Origin of the sequence: Streptomyces sp. NPDC006283, from assembly GCF_040613325.1 — a bacterium.
Taxonomy (GTDB): domain Bacteria; phylum Actinomycetota; class Actinomycetes; order Streptomycetales; family Streptomycetaceae; genus Streptomyces.
Genome location: NZ_JBEXRZ010000033.1, coordinates 30,718 through 47,262 on the forward strand (window position 1 = coordinate 30,718; position 16,545 = coordinate 47,262).

Consider the following 16,545-nt stretch of genomic DNA (forward strand, 5'->3'; position numbering starts at 1 on the left):
GGGATGTACAAGATTTGTTCGAGAGGCTGCAACACCCGTGGGCCTCGGCGGCGGGAACACCGCGACGGCAACAACACCGCGCATATGCGGGGGCCGGGTTCGAGTACAGCCTATCGAAGGAAGGTTCACCTGCGACATAGGGCGCACAGGAGGCGCACGATGCGTGTCGCGAGCCTCCTGTGCCTCTACGCACGGCGTTGTCCTGGTTGCCATACTTTCCAGTAGGCCAACTGGCCGGGTCCGAGGGCCCGTCCGGCGACCAGGACGCGGCTTCGGCCATGATCCGGCGAACGGGCCTACGCGGCCCGCCGGCCGGGACGGAACGGGATCAGGCCAGTCCGAGCCGCTCCGCCGCCGCGGCGGCGTCGACCGGGACGGTGACCGGCTGGGGCGCTCCGGCGACCGCCCAGTCGGGGTCCTTCAGGCCGTTGCCGGTGACCGTGCACACGATCCTCTGGCCCGGGTCGACCTTGCCCTGCTCGGCGGCCTTCAGCAGACCGGCGACGGAAGCGGCCGAGGCCGGCTCGACGAAGACGCCCTCCTGGGACGCCAACAGCCGGTAGGCACGCAGGATTTCACGGTCCGTCACCTCGTCGATGAAGCCCCCCGACTCCTCGCGGGCGGCCAGCGCCTGTGACCAGGAGGCCGGGTTGCCGATACGGATGGCGGTGGCGATCGTCGACGGGTCCTTGACGACCTCGCCGCGCACGATCGGAGCGGAACCGGAGGCCTGAAAACCCCACATACGAGGGGTTTTGGTGGACATGCTGTCCGCCGCGTACTCCTTGTACCCCTTCCAGTACGCCGTGATGTTGCCGGCGTTGCCGACGGGCAGTACGTGGATGTCGGGGGCGTCGCCGAGCGCGTCGACGATCTCGAAGGAGGCCGTCTTCTGGCCCTCGATGCGGTACGGATTGACCGAATTGACCAGCGCCACCGGGTAGTTCTCCGAGAGGCTGCGGGCAAGGTTCAGGCAGTCGTCGAAGTTGCCGTCGACCTGGAGGATCTTCGAGCCGTAGACCAGCGCCTGCCCCATCTTGCCGAGCGCGATCTTGCCCTGCGGCACGAGGACCGCGCAGACCATGCCCGCGCGCACCGCGTAGGCGGCGGCGGAGGCGGAGGTGTTGCCGGTGGAGGCGCAGATGACGGCCTGCGCGCCCTCCTCCTTGGCCCGGGTGATGGCCATCGTCATGCCGCGGTCCTTGAAGGACCCGGTGGGGTTGGCGCCCTCGACCTTGAGGTGCACCTCGCAGCCCGTGCGCTCGGAAAGGACCTGCGCCGGGACGAGCGGCGTACCACCCTCACGGAGCGTGACGACCGGCGTCGTGTCCGTGACCGGAAGACGGTCCTGGTACTCCTCGATGATGCCGCGCCACTGGTGGGTGCCGTTGGTGGTCATGGGTCCCTTACTCCCCTTCAACACGCATGATGCTGGCGACACCGCGCACGGTGTCGAGCTTGCGCAGCGCCTCGACGGTCCCGGAGAGGGCGGCGTCGGGCGCGCGGTGGGTGACGACGACGAGCGATGCCTCGCCGTCCTTGCCCTGCTGGCGCACCGTATCGATGGATACGCCGTGCTCGGCGAAGACCGTCGCGACCTGGGCGAGAACGCCCGGCTTGTCGGCCACGTCGAGGCTGATGTGGTACCGCGTCACCACGTCGCCCATGGGGCTCACGGGCAGCTGGGTGTAGGCGGACTCGCCGGGGCCCGTCGCCTCGGCGAGCTTGTTGCGGCACACGGCGACGAGGTCGCCGAGGACGGCGGACGCGGTGGGCGAGCCGCCGGCGCCGGGGCCGTAGAACATCAGCTGACCCGCGGCTTCCGCCTCGACGAAAACGGCGTTGTACGCCTCGCGGACGGAGGCGAGCGGGTGGCTGAGCGGGATCATCGCGGGGTGCACGCGGGCCGTGACGGACCGGCCGTCGGCGGCGCGCTCGCAGATGGCGAGCAGCTTGACGGTGCAGCCCATCCGCCGCGCCGACGCCATGTCGGCGGCGGTGACCTCGGTCAGGCCCTCGCGGTAGACGTCGTCGAGGCGTACGCGGGTGTGGAAGGCGATCCCGGCGAGGATGGCGGCCTTGGCGGCGGCGTCGAAGCCCTCGACGTCGGCGGTCGGGTCGGCCTCCGCGTATCCGAGGGCGGTGGCCTCGTCGAGCGCTTCGGAGTACCCGGCGCCCGAGCTGTCCATCTTGTCGAGGATGAAGTTGGTCGTGCCGTTGACGATGCCGAGCACGCGGTTGACCTTGTCGCCGGCGAGCGACTCGCGCAGCGGCCTGATCAGCGGGATCGCACCGGCGACCGCGGCCTCGAAGTAGAGGTCGCGGCCGTGCTGCTCGGCGGCGGCGTACAGCGTCGCGCCGTCCTCCGCGAGGAGCGCCTTGTTGGCGGAGACGACGGACGCGCCGTGCTCGAACGCGGTGGTGATCAGGGCCCGGGCCGGCTCGATGCCACCGATGACCTCGATGACGACGTCGATGTCGCCGCGTTTGACCAGGGCGGTCGCGTCCGTGGTGACGAGCTCCGCGGGGATGCCTTCGCGCACCTTCCCGGGGCGGCGCACGGCGACCCCGGCGAGCTCCACCGGGGCACCGATGCGCGCGGCGAGGTCGTCGGCGTGCGTCGTCATGATGCGCGCCACCTCTGAGCCGACCACTCCACAGCCCAGCAGCGCCACCTTCAGCGGACGCGTACGCATCATCCGACCTCGCTTCTCATTACTTCTACGGTGTGGACCAGTCTCACTCACCGGACCGGAGTTTCTGTCCTTCGTCCGGCATGCGAGACATCTATCTCAGCTATCCGACGTCGAGACGCAGGAGATCTTCCTCCGTCTCGCGCCGGACGATCACCCGGGCCTCGCCGTCCCTGACGGCGACAACAGGCGGGCGAAGTGCGTGGTTGTAGTTGCTGGCCATGGACCTGCAGTAGGCGCCGGTGGCCGGCACGGCGATCAGATCGCCGGGCGCGAGGTCGGCCGGCAGGAACGCGTCCTTGACCACGATGTCGCCACTCTCACAGTGCTTGCCGACGACCCGGCTGAGCATCGGCGGCGCTTCGGACGTCCTGGACACGAGCGCGACGCTGTACTCGGCGTCGTACAGCGCTGTGCGGATGTTGTCCGACATTCCGCCGTCGACGCTGACGTACGTGCGCAGGCCCTCGAGCGGCTTGACGGTGCCGACCTCGTACAGGGTGAAGGCGGTGGGACCGACGATGGCGCGGCCCGGCTCGACGGAGATGCGGGGCGTACGCAGCTTCGCGGCCTCGCACTCGCGGCTGACGATCTCGGTCAGCGCCTTGGCGATCTCGTGCGGCTCGCGCGGGTCGTCGTCGGGCGTGTACGCGATACCGAGGCCGCCCCCGAGGTCGATCTCGGGCAGTTCGACGCCGTGCTCGTCCCGCACCTCGGCGAGCAACTGCACGACCCGGCGCGCGGACACCTCGAAGCCCGCCATGTCGAAGATCTGCGAACCGATGTGGGAGTGGATGCCGATGAGCTCGAGCCCGTCGAGCCTCAGCGCACGGCGTACGGCCTCCGCGGCCTGTCCGCCGGCCAGCGCGATACCGAACTTCTGGTCCTCGTGGGCGGTCGCGATGAACTCGTGCGTGTGGGCCTCGACTCCGACGGTGACCCGGATCTGCACCGGCTGCCGCTTCCCGAGGGACTGGGCGATGTGCGCGACGCGGACGATCTCCTGGAAGGAGTCGAGGACGATCCGCCCCACTCCGGCGCGCACGGCCCTTTCGATTTCGTTCTCGGACTTGTTGTTGCCGTGGAAGGCGATGCGCTCGGCGGGCATCCCGGCGTCGAGGGCCGTGGCCAGCTCCCCGCTGGAGCACACGTCGAGGTTGAGCCCCTCTTCCTTGAGCCACCGGACGATCGCGCGGGACAGGAACGCCTTCCCCGCGTAGAACACGTCCGCGTCCTTGCCGAACGCGTCGGCCCAGGCCCGGCAGCGGGCACGGAAGTCGGCCTCGTCGAGGAAGTAGGCGGGCGTCCCGAACTCCTCGGCCAGTCTTGTCACTTCGATCCCGCCGACGGTGACGACCCCGTCGGTGTCGCGGGTGACGGTACGGGCCCAGACCTTGCCGTCGAGGGCGTTCAGATCGGTGGGCGGTGCGGAGTAGTGGCCCTCGGGAAGGACGTCGGCGTGACGGGGCCCGGCGGGGTGTGCAGATCGGCTCATCGGTCTCTGGTCTCTCTCACATCTCACAGGTGTTCGGGTGCGCTGATGCCGAGCAGGGACAGGCCACCGGCCAGCACCGTCCCGGCCGCCTCGGCGAGGGCGAGCCGGGAACGATGGGCGGCCGAGGGTTTCTCGTCCCCGACGGGCAGCACGGTGTGCTGGAAGGAGAGAAGGGCCTCTGCGGTGACTTCGAGATGCCTGACCAGCCGGTCCGGGGCGCGCAGGCGTGCGGCATCGGCGACCACGGCGGGGTGATCGCCGACGGCGGCGGTGAGGGCGGGGGCGTCGACGTGGGGTCCGGGGACGCTGCGGAACCCGAGTCGCTCGGCATTACGGGTGAGCGCCTTCGCCCGGGAGTGGGCGTACCGCACCTGGTGGAGCGGGTTGCGCTCGTGCTGCACGAGCAGCCCCGCGTCGGTTCGCGGCCTGTCGTGCGCGGCCGCGGCGAGCAGCGCCCACCGGGCGGCGTCCGGCCCCAGGCGCCGCACCACGTTCTGATCGCCGACGGGCACGACCCGTACGGACTCCCCCGGGCCCGGTTCGGCGCCGAGCCGCGCGAGCGTGTCGGCCCAGACGCGGGCGCGCTCCTCGTCGGCGTGCGGGAACGACCCGCCGCCGGCGGACCGCCGCGGGGCACCGTAGCGCGCGCCCTCGTCGAGCACCCGGCGCACGAGCTGTTCCTGCGCGCTGCTGTGGAGGGTGAAGTTCAGGAACCCGGGCCCGGTGACTTCGACGTGTGCGATGCCGTGGTCGCCCGCGATGCGCTGCCTGATCGCCTCCGCCACCTCGGCGGCGGGCCGCCCGGCCTGCCGCGCCAGCCGCAGCGCGACCCCGGTGGCGTAGTCCCCGCACCCACCGGGTCGGGGCCGCTCGATCTTCACGCCCTCGGCGGCCGGTACGTCCACCCGCAGCGCACCGTCCTCGACGGCACGGCACACGGCGTGCCGCACGGTACGGGAGAGCTCGGCGGGGGTCACGGCACAAGCGTATGGGAGGAGGGGGGGCACTTCGCGAACCGGTTTCGCCATGCGGGCAGGGGGCGGGGGCTGGGGTGGGGGGTGCTGTGGGGGCGGGGGTGGCTGGGGACGGCGGCGCCGGGCGGTGGGGGTGACTGGAGACGGCGGTGGCTGGGGCGGGTGGCGCCGGGCGGGCGTTGTGGGGGCGGGGGCACTGCGGGGGGGCGCTGCGCGGCGGGGCGCGGGCGGAGGCTGTCGACGGTGACGGCTGCGGCTGCGGCTGGGGCGGGGCGGAGGCCCGGCCGGGCCGGACCGACGGGGCGGTGACTGGTGGGGGCGGGTGCCTGTGGGGGGCGGTGCCGGATGCGGGGCGGAGACGCGGGCCGTGCGGTCAGCCCCTCGCACTCCCCGCCCGCCCGGCTCCATGCCTGCCGTCTACGGACGGCGGACCCTCCCCGGCCTCATGGCGCATCAACCGACGCACGATCCGCACCAACTCGGCCGGCTCGAACGGCTTGGCAAGAAAGGCATCCACGCCGGCTGCGACACCGCTGTCCACCTCGTACTGCGTGCACGCGCTGATGATCGCGAGGGGGATGCGGCTCGTCCGCGGGTCGTCCCGCAGCAGCGCGGCGGTCCGCAGGCCGTCGAGCCGGGGCATGACCACATCGAGCGTGACGACGTCCGGCTGCACCCGATGGACGACTTCCAGACACTCGGCACCATCGGCCGCGGTCACGACCTCGAAGCCCTCCAGCTCGAGGTTGACCCTGATCAGCTGCCGAATCACCCGGTTGTCATCAACAACGAGCACTCGGCCGGACGCGCCGGACACAACTCGAGAGTAGGTCCGCCGGCCCGGCTGCGTCCGCGTTTTGCCCACTTCCGACCCGTGCGGGCGAAGCGGGAGCACGCTGAGGCACTGCGGGGGCACTGCGGGGGCGCGGGGTACCGGTGATCATCCGCCCGGGTCCCGACGCCGCCGGAACGCAGGCACACACCATGCTCCAGGCCCCTCGAATCGAACGCCGGAGGCCCTGCCCGTGGCCCGAAATACCTGTTCACGAAGACGCTTCGGGAGCTGGTAGGGTTCTACCCGTCGCCACGCACCAGCGCGGCGGACGCCCCCGTAGCTCAGGGGATAGAGCAACGGCCTCCGGAGCCGTGTGCGCAGGTTCGAATCCTGCCGGGGGCACCCAGCATGAGGTGCCCAAAGACCCCGTCACCAGCGGAAACGCTGAGGCCGGGGTCTTCGCATATGTGCAGCTGTATGCCGCCCAAAGCAGCCTTATGTCGGGGTCTGTGGACGAGGCGTGGACGGGATCTTGGAGCATCGCCGCAGGTGGGCTGCGGAAAGTCGCGGGGCCTGCATGCCGGGCCGGCGCCTCGCAGGGGCACCGACCAACGACTCAGCCCAGGCGCCACGCTTGGCGGTGGCGGGCGACGCTGTACACCTGCTCAACCTGCTCGGCTGTCAGCACCCCAGAGAGCGGCGCCAGTGCCGCTACTTGGCGTTCTTGGTAGACCCGCACTCTCAGCTGGGTGGCCACTACCTTCAGATCGGTGACGCCGACGAAGACGAGCACCGGCTCCACCGATACAGGAAAGGCGCAGTAACGCTCAAGCACGCGAACGACCCGCTTGGCCTCGGCCCGACTCTTCCGCGCATAGGGCGCCGGCTTCCCGTGATCGACTTTCACGGCATCATCGCCGACCCACACGGCTCTCTTGTGATGGTGCTTCGTATTGATACTGAACACCCCACCAGGCCCGATCAGCAGGTGATCGATGTCCACCTTGTTGGCCAGAGGTATGGAGTGGAGCACACGCCAGCCGTGACGCGATAACCGGTTCAGCTCGGCACCCACTCGCCGCTCCCCCGCCAGTCCCTTTCGCCACGAGTCGCACTCCGTAGATCGCCGCAGAAGCCGTGCGACCACACGCTCAAGGACACCCGAGCCAGACTCAGCGAGTCGATTACGCAGAGCCTCCCCAGGCGGGTTCGCGGCCAGGTCGTCGGCCGGCGTCAGCGGCGGGAGCATCGGACGCGCTACAGCCGCCGGAGCTTCGGCCGGCGGGACAGGGACAGCGTGGTTCGGTAAGTGCTTTGTCAGGACGGCGATCACGTCGTCGCGATACTCGGCGCGCAGGATGGTGATCTCCCCCGTTCTGACATCCGCCCAACCGACCGAGGTTCCGTCTGGCAGGTTCGCATACAGGCGATCATGTCCGTACCTCTTCCAGCGCGTGACCTTCAGCTCCACGTGGCCCCCTCTGCTCCAGTAGCGACGATGTCGACATGGCAGCAGCAAGAGCGCGGGGGCCACAAGACCGCTGAACCCGGGGCGAAATACAGCGCTCTCCCCCACGCTGAACGATCACCGCTGGTGAGCGAGGGAACGAGAAAGGCCCCGGGCAAGATGCCAGGGGCCTTGGCCGCGCTTCAGGTCGTCCTATTCGTACTCGCGAAGCAGATCCTCGATACGCCGGTTGGCGACCTCCTGGCGTCCGTCCAGACACTTCGCGTAGCGGGTCAGAAGAACCTCGACACTGTTGCCGGCCCGCTCGGCGACCTCAGTCGGATCGACACCCGCGTTGAGCCACGTCGACAGAGCCGAGTGCCGAAGGTCGTACGGCCGACTCGCGAGCGGCGAGGCCGCGAGGGCCGGGGGCAGCGCCAGGAGTCGCGCCTCCTGCCACACGCGGTAGTAGGTCGAGGACGGAACGACGGACCCCTTTTCGCTGAAGAAGAGACGTCCGTCCTTAGCCGTTCCGAACGTGGCCAGATGCTCGCGCAGCTCCGTCACGAGCTGGGGCGGGATGGGCACACGACGGACGTCCTCACTCGGCCGGTTCTTGAGTCCGCGGTCATCGTGGGTCTCCCCCGAATCAGTCCACTGCCGCCCGACGGACGGGCGTGTCCGATGGAGCAGAGCCAAGCCCCAACCAGACCCAGGAAGGACGAGATCCGTCTCCACCAAGCCCACCGCTTCCGCGGGCCGAAGGCCGCCGAAGTACATCGCGGCAAACAGCCCCACGAGCCGCCGGCCGCGGGAACGCCGATAGCCCCCTACGTAGGAGACCGCGGTAAGCAGGTTCCGAGCCTGTTCCGGATTTGCTACCACGCGCGGGTCGACCTGGTTGGAGACCTTGGGCTTCTGCCACCGGACGGCGGTAATGGGGTTCTCGGAGAGTTCTCCCAAGTCGACCGCGTAGTTGGCAGCATTCACCAACGTCCGCCGCTTGCGGCGCACGGTTTCCGCAGCCGCCGCGGTGCCGTCGAGCTTGAGTTTTAGTGAATCGAGCAGAGCGCGGGCAGTGGCGGGTTCTGCCAGGTCAGTGAGGGGCCGGGACGCCTTCGAGACCCAATGAAGAACCCCTCGAATGTCATCGGGGAGCTCACGGTCGTCAGGTCCGGGAAGAACGAAGGCCCAGTTGCGCAAGGCTCGGCGAATCTCCTGCTCGGAGGGCCGTCCTGCACGCTCTTCAAGTAGTTGCATGGTGATGCTGGTCAATGACTCGTTGATACCGTCCCGCGTATTAGGGGCAGCGTGCGGCCACTTCATCGAGAGGTATCGGCGCGCGAAGTCGTACCAGGACAGGGAAGATTTCGCCTTCTCCAGGGACACCGGGAGACCGGTCGCCGTGTCGAATTCTTCTCCCTCGCGCATAGCTCGCATTAGCTTGCTGCGATAGTGATCTGCGAGGGCCTTGGTCCGGAAGGTATCGGAGAAGACGTTCCCCGCAACGGACCAGCGGACGCCGTAGGACGGAGTTTTGGTGTCCCGCTTCCGAACCCCCCAGACCTTCACGTCCAAGGACTTCACGCTGCCGCCTCCAGCCGTCGCAGCCAGGCGCTGAAGTCGCTCCGCCATACTCGGAGTTCGCCGTTGGGGAGCTTAAAGGCAGCAGGTCCCTGCCCCAACTCGCGCCAGCGGTAGAAGGTACGCCGGGAGATGCCTCCCAATTCTGCGAGGACCTGAGGAACAGTCATCAGCTCGTCAGTCTTCCCTGCCACTACTGGTCTCCTTCCGCAGTGTCGGGTGTCAGTGAGGCGGCGAGCCATTCCTCGGCGCGGCCGAGGCCGGTTCCGGCGAATGTCCAGTGCGCGAGGACGAGGGTGGTCTCGTCTGCGGGGGATTCGGCCGGCACGTCCTGGTCGCCGCGGGCGATGGCGGCTTGCAGGCGTCGCCATTCGGCGCGGGCCTGGCGGAGTGCGCCAAGGGTGGTGGAGTAGCGGCGGGTCTTGGTGGAGAAGTGGCCGCGGAAGCCGAGCATGTGGGCCCACGCGCGAAGCCGGAGGTCTTCCAGGTCTTTGCGGGCGCCGAGCGTCCAGGCGGTGCGGATGAGTCGGCGGGCGTGTTCGGGGATGGATTTGCGGCCGAGTTCGGCGAGGAACTTGATGGGGCGGTCGAGGGTGCCGGTCGCGGTTTCGGCGCCCTTGGTGGCGTACTTGGCGATATAGGCGGCCACAGCGCGTTCGGTCAGCTCGGTGCCGCCGTCGAAGTCGGCCGAGCGGATCGGGCGGATGTCGAGCTGGGTGCCGAAGGCGAACGTGTGGGCGCGGCCGTCGATGACCGGGCCGGGCACATCGGCGGTGGCGGCGGCGGCGCGGATGGCATCGGCGAGGAGTTCGGCGGTGGCCCAGGGCGGGGGCGGGGTGTCGCCGCCCTCGGGGCCGTCGAGACGGATAACGGCATGGAAGTGGATGGCGCCGCGGCGCTGGTACTCGGCGACCTTGGCGAACGACACCCGCGCGAACTCCTTGAAAGCCCGCTGAGAAAGCCCAGCCCTCTTGGCGACTTCGCGGCGAAGGTAGATGGAGAACCGGGCCCAGATCTTGGAGGCGTGCGCGTTCCAGAGCACGGCGGCCTCGTAGTCGTAGCGGTCGGGGTCGAGCGGCGTGCCGAGTTCGGGGGCGCCGGCGGGGTGGGTGGTGCCGCAGCGGCAGCGGCCCTTGGTGGGCCGGTTGTGGACGGGGCCGAAGCTGGGAGCGGTGAAGGTGGCGAACACCCGGGGGTGGGTGGCCACGCGTTCGGGGGTGCCTTTGCCGCCGCGGAGGCCTGCGGTGATGAGCTGGTAGGTGTCGCGGCGGTAGGTCTCGGCGCAGGCCGGGCAGCGGGTCGCGCGGCGGTTGTTGCAGCGCACGAGGAGGTTCCCGGCGGGCAGTTCGCTCGCTGTGAGGTGGTGCAGGATCTCCCCAGTGCCGGTGTGGACGTCGGTGCGGTGGCCGTCGAGGCGTATCGGGGTGGTGCAGCCGCCCAAGCCCTTCAGCTGGCGCATGAGGCCGGGCATGGTGCCGAGCGAGGCGAGGAAGGCGAGGTCCCGCAGCGGCGGCGGCGCGGTGGTGGTGGTGGTCAAGGCAGAGTCCTCCTCTCGAAGCGGAAGGGGGCGGGACACCGGCCGGGCAGAAGTGCGTTCGCGGTCGGTGCCCCGGCGGGGGTCAGCGGTGGGGGCAGGTGTTGCGGTGGTCGATCCACTCGGCCACCAGGTCGCGGACGTTGTCGTCACCCTTGGCCCGGCCGGTGGCTCCGCAGCAGCAGGCATAGGAGCCGGTGGCGGGCAAGTCCCGGGCCGGTTTCGCGATGTGCACGCCGGGCTGGTTGGCGGTGGGCGCAAGATCGGTCTTGACGGCCAGGGCCACGGACAGGTCGGTCACAACCAGCGCCGCTTCTTCGGCGTGCTGGCCGAAGCGCTAGAGGGGCCTGACAGGTTGTCCGAGGGATTTCCGGGTGATCCCTTACGTCCCATCCGGGGCGGCTGTTCTTTGCGGGATGCGTCGTGGCGCTGGTGGGCGGTTGCGATCTTCTTTGCCTCGTCGATCGGCGAGTCCAGGGGATCGGACAGGATGCGGTGAAAGGGGATCCGCTTCCTCATGCCGTCACCTCCGAACCCGCAGCAGCGACGATCGGGCGGGCAGGCGTCGTGCCGGTGCCGTGGCAGGTGCGGCAGTGGGCGGTGATGGTGCGGCGCTGGCCGGTGCGGTCGCGGCCGCCGAGGGTGATGGCGGCGGAGGCGAAGCCGTCGCAGGACGGGCAGACGCGGGCCGGGGCAGGGCGGTGCTGCATGATGGGGAGTCCTTCCGGTTGATGAGATCGGGTAGGGGCTGGGCCGTCCGGGCGGCGGAGACTTGGCGGTTGAGGCCGCCCGGGAGGCCGGTCAGCGATGGCGCGCGTTGCTGCTGACCATGGAGCGCAGGACGACGGCGCAGACGGCGACTGAGGCGGCCGTGATGGCGACCGCGAGGAGCATGGAGACCAGGACCGCGCCGACGACCAGGACGACCGCGGCGCCGCCGCCGACGGCGACCAGGAGGCCGGTCGGGGTGAGCCGGACCGCGGGCTCCGACCGAACGGCGGCCGGGGCAGCGACGGCGGCCGGGGCCGGGGCGGTGTGCTGGCAGGTGCACCCGGTGGCGGTCTGGTGCTCGACGATCGGCGCGGGGGCCGGGTGGATGAGCGGGGCGACGATGCCGGTCGGGGTTGGCATGGTCGGGATACGCGGGCGGAACATGATGGGTCTCCCTTTTGGACTGGTTACTTGGTGGTGCCGTTGACGGCGTCGACGCCGGTGCGGGTGCCGGATTCGATGGCGGGGGCGAGGAAGGTGTCGGCGAGGAGGAAGCCGCCGAGGAGGAGCACGACGATGAGCCAGGTCGGCGGGCGCATGAGCTTGATGCCGAAGTAGCCGAAGATGGCGACGAGGACGATCAGCGGAAGTTCGACGTTCACGACGGGGCCTCTCGGTTAGTTGGCGCGGCAGCGGTGGGTGCGGGCGGCGAGCTGGGCGGCGGACTGGGCGGAGAAGTCGGCGGACCAGCCGCAGTTGTCGCGGGAGCAGACGGCGGCGTGCTTGGTGCGTCCGTTCCGGTCGCGGTGGGTGCCGATCTGCACGGGGCCGATCCGCATCACGGAGTGGAAGAAGTCACGGGCAGGCATGGGATCAGTGCTCCGATCGCAAGCTCAGGCCGGGGAAGGCGGCGAGGGTCCGAGCGGAGGCTGCCGGGTCGACCGTGCGTTCGGCGGCTTCCTCGGCGAGCATCCGGGCGAGGGTGTGGTGGCCGGCGTCGGCCATCTCACGGGCCGCTTGCAGGTATTCGTCTCGTGTCATGTCGCGTCCGGGCATAAGCGGAGTCCTTTCAGGCGAGGTGGGCGGCGAGCTGGTCAGCCATCGGGCTGGGCAGGCCCAGGCGGTCGCGCAGGGTCGCGGCGTCGATCGGGTGGCCGGTCGTAGCGCGGTGGGCGTCGGCGAGCTTGCGGGCGTGGTCGACGAGGGCGGGCGGCACGTCGGCGGGCGGTCGGGCGGGCAGGGCCGGGACGGGATCGGCGGGTTCGACCGCATCCGCCACGGGGGCTGGGTCCGGTTCGGCCGGCACTGTCACCGGCTCGACCACCGGCAGCGGCGCAGGTTCGGCCGGGTCAGCGTCGGTAGCGGTCGGGGTGGTGGGTGAGTGGACGAGGAGGGTGCCGCCGAGGAAGGCGAGGGCGGGCCATCCGGCGACGAGGATGCGCAGCCAGTCGGGCACGTCGTTCAGGTCGAGCAGGCCCGCGGTGGCGACGTTGGCCCCGAGCGAGGCGGCCAGGGCGACGGCAAACCACGTCCACGCAGCGCGGGCAGGTTCGCCCTGGGCACGCAGGGTGCGCAGGCGTCGCCAGGCCGCGACGAGCAGCAGGTCGACGGAGACGGGATAGGCCCAGGCCTTCCAGCCGTCCTGTCCGGCAGCGGCGGCAAGGTCGTGCAGGTGGGCGAAGGACAGCGCACCGGCGATCACGGCTTGCACGAGGACGGCGTCCAGGCGGACCTTGCGGACCATCGGTCTTCACCTCCTTGAGGATTTGGGCCGGGGCCGGGGCCGGGCGAGGCACGAGGGCCGGTCGCCGAGCCCCGGAAGCCGTTTCGGGTATGGCGGGGTAGGGACCTGGCGCGAAGCGGTCGCGCCGACCAGGTCGGGGGACTGTCAGGCGGTGAGCGGCTTGGTGGCCGGGGCCGCCGGGATCTCGACCGGAGCAGAAGGCAGATCCGGGAGGACAGGCCGGAAAGAGTCCAGGCCGTCGAGGACCGGGGTGCGGTGAGCGTTGGCGGTGCAGGCGTTCACGGCCTGGCGCATCGTCGTGAACGGCGTACGGATGCGGACCCAGCCGCCCGAGGAGTCACCGGCCACCGCCATGCCGGGACGGGCGACCGGGATCTGTGTGGTCGCCAGTACGGCGTCGGGGGAGATGTCGCCGAACGCCATCTTGGCGGAGGGTTCGTCGTTGACCCGGTGCGAGATGCGGCCGGTGAGCTGGGCCCGGAGCATGGTGATGCCGTCCCCGAGTTCGGCGCCGAAGCGCTGCCCGCAGATCTCCACGTAGATGCCGGCCGCCCGGCCGAGCTGCACCAGGCGCACGAGGGCGGTGACGATCCGCTCGCGGCGCTTCTTCTCCGCCGTGTTGGAGAACAGCGCCAGTTCGGCTACCTCGTCCACCAAGAGGACGACCGGCACCGGCCGCAGGTCCTCCGGCAGGCCCCACAGGTCGGCGGTGATCTCCTCATCCGGGGTGTCCGCGCTGATGCGCTGCTCGCGCCGGATCACCTGATAGGTGTCGGCCATCCGCTGCACGAGCGCTTCCAGCAGGTCGGCCGCATCGTCCGGGTTGTCGGCCAGCGCGGAGAACCGGCGGGCCAGCGGAGCGAGTTCCACTCCTTGCTTGCAGTCGATGCCGACCAGGGCAACGTGCCGGAACGCGAGTTCCTTGACCAGGTTCCGCTGATAGACCGACTTCCCCGACAGGGTCGCCCCCAGGTTCAGCGAGTGCGGCACCTGCCGATAGTCGCGGTAGTGCACTGCTCCGTCCTCCCGCAGCGCGACCGGGATGCGCAGCCCGTCCCGCTCGACCTTCGCGGGCATCTGCACGCGCTCGAGCACGTCGTAGCCGGTCATGCGCAGCTCGACCACACCCGACTTGATCTCACGGGACGTGACGCTGTGCATGGCGAACGAGTGCCGCAGCCGGTCCGTGGAGGCCGCGAAGTCGAACGCGTCCTGACCCGGCCGCAGTTTGACCCGCAGCACCAGGCCGGTGCGGGTGGGCCGGAAGCTGAGGATGCGCGGCGGCCGGGACTCGGGCGCCGGACGATTCGTGATCCGGGCGAAGGTGAGCCGCAGCCGGGACGGCGGAACGGTCAGCCCGCAGGCGTCCATGACCGAGGCGTACCGGAAGATCACCCGCAGCACGGCCAGCGTGACGCCGATGCTCAGCCAGTACCAGGCCGGGCGCAGCCGCCGCAGCACCAGGGCCGCGGCGACCACCACCAGGCTTAAGACGAGGAGTGTCGTGGTCGACATGCCGCTCAGCCCTTGGCCGACGGAGCGACCAGCGCGACCGCGCGGAAGGCGATGCCGAACCGCTTCTCACCGTTGAAGGTGTTCTCCCAGTCCCGGGCCTTGAGGCCGACGACCTTGATCGGCATGCCGAGCGTGATCCCCTCCGGGACACCGGTCTCCGGGATCGAGACGGTGTAGAGGTTCGCCTCACCCTCGTCCGCGATGGTCAGGCCGACCGTCATCATCTTCGCCCCGGTCTCCCGGTCGACCGCGATCTCACCGGTCTGCTTGTTGATGACCTTGGCCTTGGGCTCGACGGCGACGAACACGACAGCGGTAGAGGTGTCGATCTTGAAGGACGACATACCCACTCCTTGAATCAGAGACGAGGGCGCACGACGACAACCGCCGTCTTCGCTGTCCTAGGACTGCGAGCGCGTGACTCAAGAATGGGGCGCAGTCCCAGGACTGTCAATGTCCTAGGACTGTGCTTCACTGGCGGGGTAGGCGAAGGAGGCCCCGTGACACCAAAGTGGCGAGAGCTGGCGGACCGACTGGCTGCGGAGATCAGAAACGGCGCGCGTCCGCCTGGCCAGCAGCTTCCCCACATCCGCGACCTGGTGGAGGCCGGTGAGGGCTCCAAGTCGACAGTGCACGCCGCCTACAAGGCTCTCGAAGCCGAAGGTCTCGTGACGTCTTCGCGTGGTCACGGCACGGTGGTGCGCGAGCAGACGCCGCTGAAACGACTCGGCATCGCCCGGTACGACAAGGCCAAGTGGCGAGACGGCGATGAGGTCGCGTTCATCGCCGACCGCGTGGCGTCGGGCCGGGCCTATCGCCGCAACGAGCAGACGCAGACGGTCAGCCGCGTGACGGCATCACCCCTCGTCGCCGAGAAGCTTGGAGTCCCGCCCGAGTCCGAGGTCTATGCCCGCGCCCGCCTGGTGAAGGAGGGCGAGCAGCCGACGCACAGCCTGACCAGCTACTACCGCCCCGAGCATGTCGAGGGGACGCGGCTGGTGGACGACGCCCGGACCGGCCGGCAGGGGTGGCGGATACAAGGTCCTCTATGACGCGGGCTACGAGATCGACCACATGACGGAAGCGCTCTTTGCGCGTGTCCCGACGGCCGACGAGGTGAAGCTGCTCCAGCTCCCGGCGGGAGAGCCCGTCATGGAGTTGCACCGCACGACGCGCACGGCCGACGGGACCGTAGTCGAGTTCGCCATTGGCGTTCACGCCGCCTCGCGATTCGCCTGGGAGTACGACTTCAAGGTCCCGGACTCCGCACAGCCGAAAGGCGACTCGTGACTCTGCCGGCCGCATTCCTCGAGGACGCCCAACGCCTTTGGGACTACCAGCTCATGGGGCATGAGCCCCGCCCATGCTCCGTCGCCATCGGCTTGGGCAGCCACGACCTTGGCGTCGCCGAGGTGACCGCGGAGCTCTACCAGCGCGGCATGGCGCCCCTGGTCGTCTTCACCGGAGCCACGAGCAAGACCACGCGCGATCGGATGCCGCGCGGTGAAGCCGAGCACTACCGTGAGCGCGCCATCGAGCTGGGCGTTCCCGGCGAGGCGATCCTCGTGGAGCCGCAGGCACGGAACACCGGGGAGAACATCCGCTTCTCGCACGCGCTCCTGGAGGAACGAGGGGTCTCGGTGTCGTCCGTGCTGCTCGTGAGCAAGCCGTACGAGGAGCGTCGGGCGTACGCAACGGCTCGCAAGTTGTGGCCGGAGGTCGAGGTCGTGAGCGCTTCAGCGCCCATGACCTTGGAGGCCTACGTCGACTCAATCGGCGACGCTCGCCTCGTCGTTGACATGCTGGTTGGAGCGCTGCAACGCCTGCTGATCTATCCGGCCCAGGGCTTCATGATCAGCCAAGAGGTTCCACGGGATGTCAGGGACGCCTACGACCGTCTGTGCGCCCAGGGGTTCACGAGTCGGCTCATCCCTGATGCCGCTCAGGCGGAGTGAGTAGAAACCTTCTCTACGAGTTCAAGGCGGCTCGCTCCGCTCGCCGCGCGCGGCCCCGGCTCCAGCGCCGGGCCCCGACGCTCCTGTCTCCGCCCCGCTCCGGGCCCCGGCTCCGGTC

At 69.9% G+C, this 16,545-nt stretch carries 20 protein-coding genes, 1 tRNA gene and 1 pseudogene; 3 read left to right on the forward strand and 19 right to left on the reverse strand.

What is annotated here, in order from left to right:
- Positions 1–328: 328 nt before the first annotated feature.
- The 5 genes from thrC to ABZ070_RS10025 all read right to left on the reverse strand — a co-directional run bounded on the left by thrC (position 329) and on the right by ABZ070_RS10025 (position 6,027).
- The gene (gene thrC, locus ABZ070_RS10005; protein ID WP_356631871.1) at positions 329–1,399 is read right to left on the reverse strand and encodes a threonine synthase; all 1,071 of its coding nucleotides are present in this window, start codon (positions 1,397–1,399) and stop codon (positions 329–331) included.
- Positions 1,400–1,406: 7 nt separating this feature from the next.
- Positions 1,407–2,699, reverse strand: a complete 1,293-nt coding sequence (locus ABZ070_RS10010) for a homoserine dehydrogenase (protein WP_356631873.1) — start codon at positions 2,697–2,699, stop codon at positions 1,407–1,409.
- A gap of 97 nt (positions 2,700–2,796) precedes the next feature.
- Positions 2,797–4,188: a diaminopimelate decarboxylase gene (lysA, locus tag ABZ070_RS10015; RefSeq protein ID WP_356631875.1), complete on the reverse strand. Its 1,392-nt coding sequence runs from the start codon at positions 4,186–4,188 to the stop codon at positions 2,797–2,799.
- A 23-nt stretch (positions 4,189–4,211) separates the two neighbouring features.
- Complete coding sequence (gene nrtL / locus ABZ070_RS10020; protein ID WP_356631876.1) at positions 4,212–5,165, reverse strand: ArgS-related anticodon-binding protein NrtL; 954 nt, start codon at positions 5,163–5,165, stop codon at positions 4,212–4,214.
- 370 nt (positions 5,166–5,535) lie between these two features.
- Positions 5,536–6,027 (reverse strand): response regulator, encoded by a 492-nt coding sequence (locus ABZ070_RS10025; RefSeq protein WP_356631878.1) that lies wholly within the window; start codon positions 6,025–6,027, stop codon positions 5,536–5,538.
- 240 nt (positions 6,028–6,267) lie between these two features.
- Here ABZ070_RS10025 and ABZ070_RS10030 point away from each other — a divergent pair.
- Positions 6,268–6,339 (forward strand) — tRNA-Arg (locus ABZ070_RS10030).
- A gap of 214 nt (positions 6,340–6,553) precedes the next feature.
- Here the strand turns inward: ABZ070_RS10030 and ABZ070_RS10035 are convergent.
- From ABZ070_RS10035 to ABZ070_RS10100, 14 genes are all read right to left on the reverse strand, one after another.
- Positions 6,554–7,408: a nuclease-related domain-containing protein gene (locus ABZ070_RS10035; RefSeq protein ID WP_356631880.1), complete on the reverse strand. Its 855-nt coding sequence runs from the start codon at positions 7,406–7,408 to the stop codon at positions 6,554–6,556.
- A gap of 189 nt (positions 7,409–7,597) precedes the next feature.
- Positions 7,598–8,971 (reverse strand): site-specific integrase, encoded by a 1,374-nt coding sequence (locus ABZ070_RS10040; RefSeq protein WP_356631882.1) that lies wholly within the window; start codon positions 8,969–8,971, stop codon positions 7,598–7,600.
- Entirely contained in the window at positions 8,968–9,138 is a 171-nt protein-coding gene (locus ABZ070_RS10045; RefSeq protein ID WP_356631902.1) for a helix-turn-helix domain-containing protein, read from the reverse strand. The genes ABZ070_RS10040 and ABZ070_RS10045 overlap by 4 nt, the downstream gene beginning before the upstream one ends.
- Positions 9,139–9,161: 23 nt before the next feature.
- Complete coding sequence (locus tag ABZ070_RS10050) at positions 9,162–10,439, reverse strand: replication initiator (protein ID WP_356631904.1); 1,278 nt, start codon at positions 10,437–10,439, stop codon at positions 9,162–9,164.
- Positions 10,440–10,587: 148 nt separating this feature from the next.
- Positions 10,588–10,803 carry a hypothetical protein gene (locus ABZ070_RS10055; RefSeq protein WP_356631884.1) on the reverse strand — a complete coding sequence of 72 codons (216 nt, stop codon included), beginning with the start codon at positions 10,801–10,803 and terminating at the stop codon, positions 10,588–10,590.
- Complete coding sequence (locus ABZ070_RS10060) at positions 10,800–11,021, reverse strand: hypothetical protein (RefSeq protein WP_356631886.1); 222 nt, start codon at positions 11,019–11,021, stop codon at positions 10,800–10,802. Before ABZ070_RS10060 ends, ABZ070_RS10055 begins: the two co-directional genes overlap by 4 nt.
- A complete protein-coding gene (locus tag ABZ070_RS10065; RefSeq protein WP_356631888.1) occupies positions 11,018–11,212 on the reverse strand; it encodes a hypothetical protein in 195 nt (64 codons plus the stop codon). Before ABZ070_RS10065 ends, ABZ070_RS10060 begins: the two co-directional genes overlap by 4 nt.
- 91 nt (positions 11,213–11,303) lie before the next feature.
- A complete protein-coding gene (locus ABZ070_RS10070) occupies positions 11,304–11,657 on the reverse strand; it encodes a SpdD-like protein (protein ID WP_356631890.1) in 354 nt (117 codons plus the stop codon).
- A gap of 23 nt (positions 11,658–11,680) precedes the next feature.
- Positions 11,681–11,875, reverse strand: coding sequence for a hypothetical protein (locus ABZ070_RS10075; protein WP_266374132.1), 195 nt, complete (start codon positions 11,873–11,875; stop codon positions 11,681–11,683).
- 15 nt (positions 11,876–11,890) lie between these two features.
- Entirely contained in the window at positions 11,891–12,082 is a 192-nt protein-coding gene (locus ABZ070_RS10080; RefSeq protein WP_356631892.1) for a mobile element transfer protein, read from the reverse strand.
- 4 nt (positions 12,083–12,086) lie between these two features.
- Positions 12,087–12,254 carry a hypothetical protein gene (locus tag ABZ070_RS10085; RefSeq protein WP_356631894.1) on the reverse strand — a complete coding sequence of 56 codons (168 nt, stop codon included), beginning with the start codon at positions 12,252–12,254 and terminating at the stop codon, positions 12,087–12,089.
- A gap of 28 nt (positions 12,255–12,282) precedes the next feature.
- Positions 12,283–12,957 carry a DUF2637 domain-containing protein gene (locus ABZ070_RS10090; RefSeq protein WP_356631896.1) on the reverse strand — a complete coding sequence of 225 codons (675 nt, stop codon included), beginning with the start codon at positions 12,955–12,957 and terminating at the stop codon, positions 12,283–12,285.
- Positions 12,958–13,101: 144 nt separating this feature from the next.
- A complete protein-coding gene (locus ABZ070_RS10095; protein WP_356631898.1) occupies positions 13,102–14,472 on the reverse strand; it encodes an FtsK/SpoIIIE domain-containing protein in 1,371 nt (456 codons plus the stop codon).
- Positions 14,473–14,477: 5 nt separating this feature from the next.
- Complete coding sequence (locus ABZ070_RS10100) at positions 14,478–14,816, reverse strand: hypothetical protein (RefSeq protein ID WP_356631900.1); 339 nt, start codon at positions 14,814–14,816, stop codon at positions 14,478–14,480.
- Positions 14,817–14,972: 156 nt separating this feature from the next.
- Here ABZ070_RS10100 and ABZ070_RS10105 point away from each other — a divergent pair.
- Together ABZ070_RS10105 and ABZ070_RS10110 are read left to right on the forward strand one after the other, a co-directional pair.
- Positions 14,973–15,762 (forward strand): annotated as a pseudogene (locus ABZ070_RS10105) (GntR family transcriptional regulator).
- 53 nt (positions 15,763–15,815) lie between these two features.
- Positions 15,816–16,427: a YdcF family protein gene (locus ABZ070_RS10110; protein WP_356631906.1), complete on the forward strand. Its 612-nt coding sequence runs from the start codon at positions 15,816–15,818 to the stop codon at positions 16,425–16,427.
- The last annotated feature ends 118 nt before the right edge of the window (positions 16,428–16,545 follow it).

Coding starts and splice junctions, on each gene's coding strand:
- ABZ070_RS10065 (WP_356631888.1), bottom strand. CDS start 11,212: ATGCAGCACCGCCCTGCCCCGGCCCGCGTCTGCCCGTCCTGCGACGGC.
- ABZ070_RS10080 (WP_356631892.1), bottom strand. CDS start 12,082: ATGCCTGCCCGTGACTTCTTCCACTCCGTGATGCGGATCGGCCCCGTG.
- ABZ070_RS10045 (WP_356631902.1), bottom strand. CDS start 9,138: ATGACTGTTCCTCAGGTCCTCGCAGAATTGGGAGGCATCTCCCGGCGT.
- ABZ070_RS10010 (WP_356631873.1), bottom strand. CDS start 2,699: ATGATGCGTACGCGTCCGCTGAAGGTGGCGCTGCTGGGCTGTGGAGTG.
- ABZ070_RS10100 (WP_356631900.1), bottom strand. CDS start 14,816: ATGTCGTCCTTCAAGATCGACACCTCTACCGCTGTCGTGTTCGTCGCC.
- ABZ070_RS10110 (WP_356631906.1), top strand. CDS start 15,816: ATGGGGCATGAGCCCCGCCCATGCTCCGTCGCCATCGGCTTGGGCAGC.
- ABZ070_RS10070 (WP_356631890.1), bottom strand. CDS start 11,657: ATGTTCCGCCCGCGTATCCCGACCATGCCAACCCCGACCGGCATCGTC.
- ABZ070_RS10095 (WP_356631898.1), bottom strand. CDS start 14,472: ATGTCGACCACGACACTCCTCGTCTTAAGCCTGGTGGTGGTCGCCGCG.
- ABZ070_RS10050 (WP_356631904.1), bottom strand. CDS start 10,439: ATGCCCGGCCTCATGCGCCAGCTGAAGGGCTTGGGCGGCTGCACCACC.
- ABZ070_RS10060 (WP_356631886.1), bottom strand. CDS start 11,021: ATGAGGAAGCGGATCCCCTTTCACCGCATCCTGTCCGATCCCCTGGAC.
- ABZ070_RS10090 (WP_356631896.1), bottom strand. CDS start 12,957: ATGGTCCGCAAGGTCCGCCTGGACGCCGTCCTCGTGCAAGCCGTGATC.
- thrC (WP_356631871.1), bottom strand. CDS start 1,399: ATGACCACCAACGGCACCCACCAGTGGCGCGGCATCATCGAGGAGTAC.
- lysA (WP_356631875.1), bottom strand. CDS start 4,188: ATGAGCCGATCTGCACACCCCGCCGGGCCCCGTCACGCCGACGTCCTT.
- ABZ070_RS10085 (WP_356631894.1), bottom strand. CDS start 12,254: ATGACACGAGACGAATACCTGCAAGCGGCCCGTGAGATGGCCGACGCC.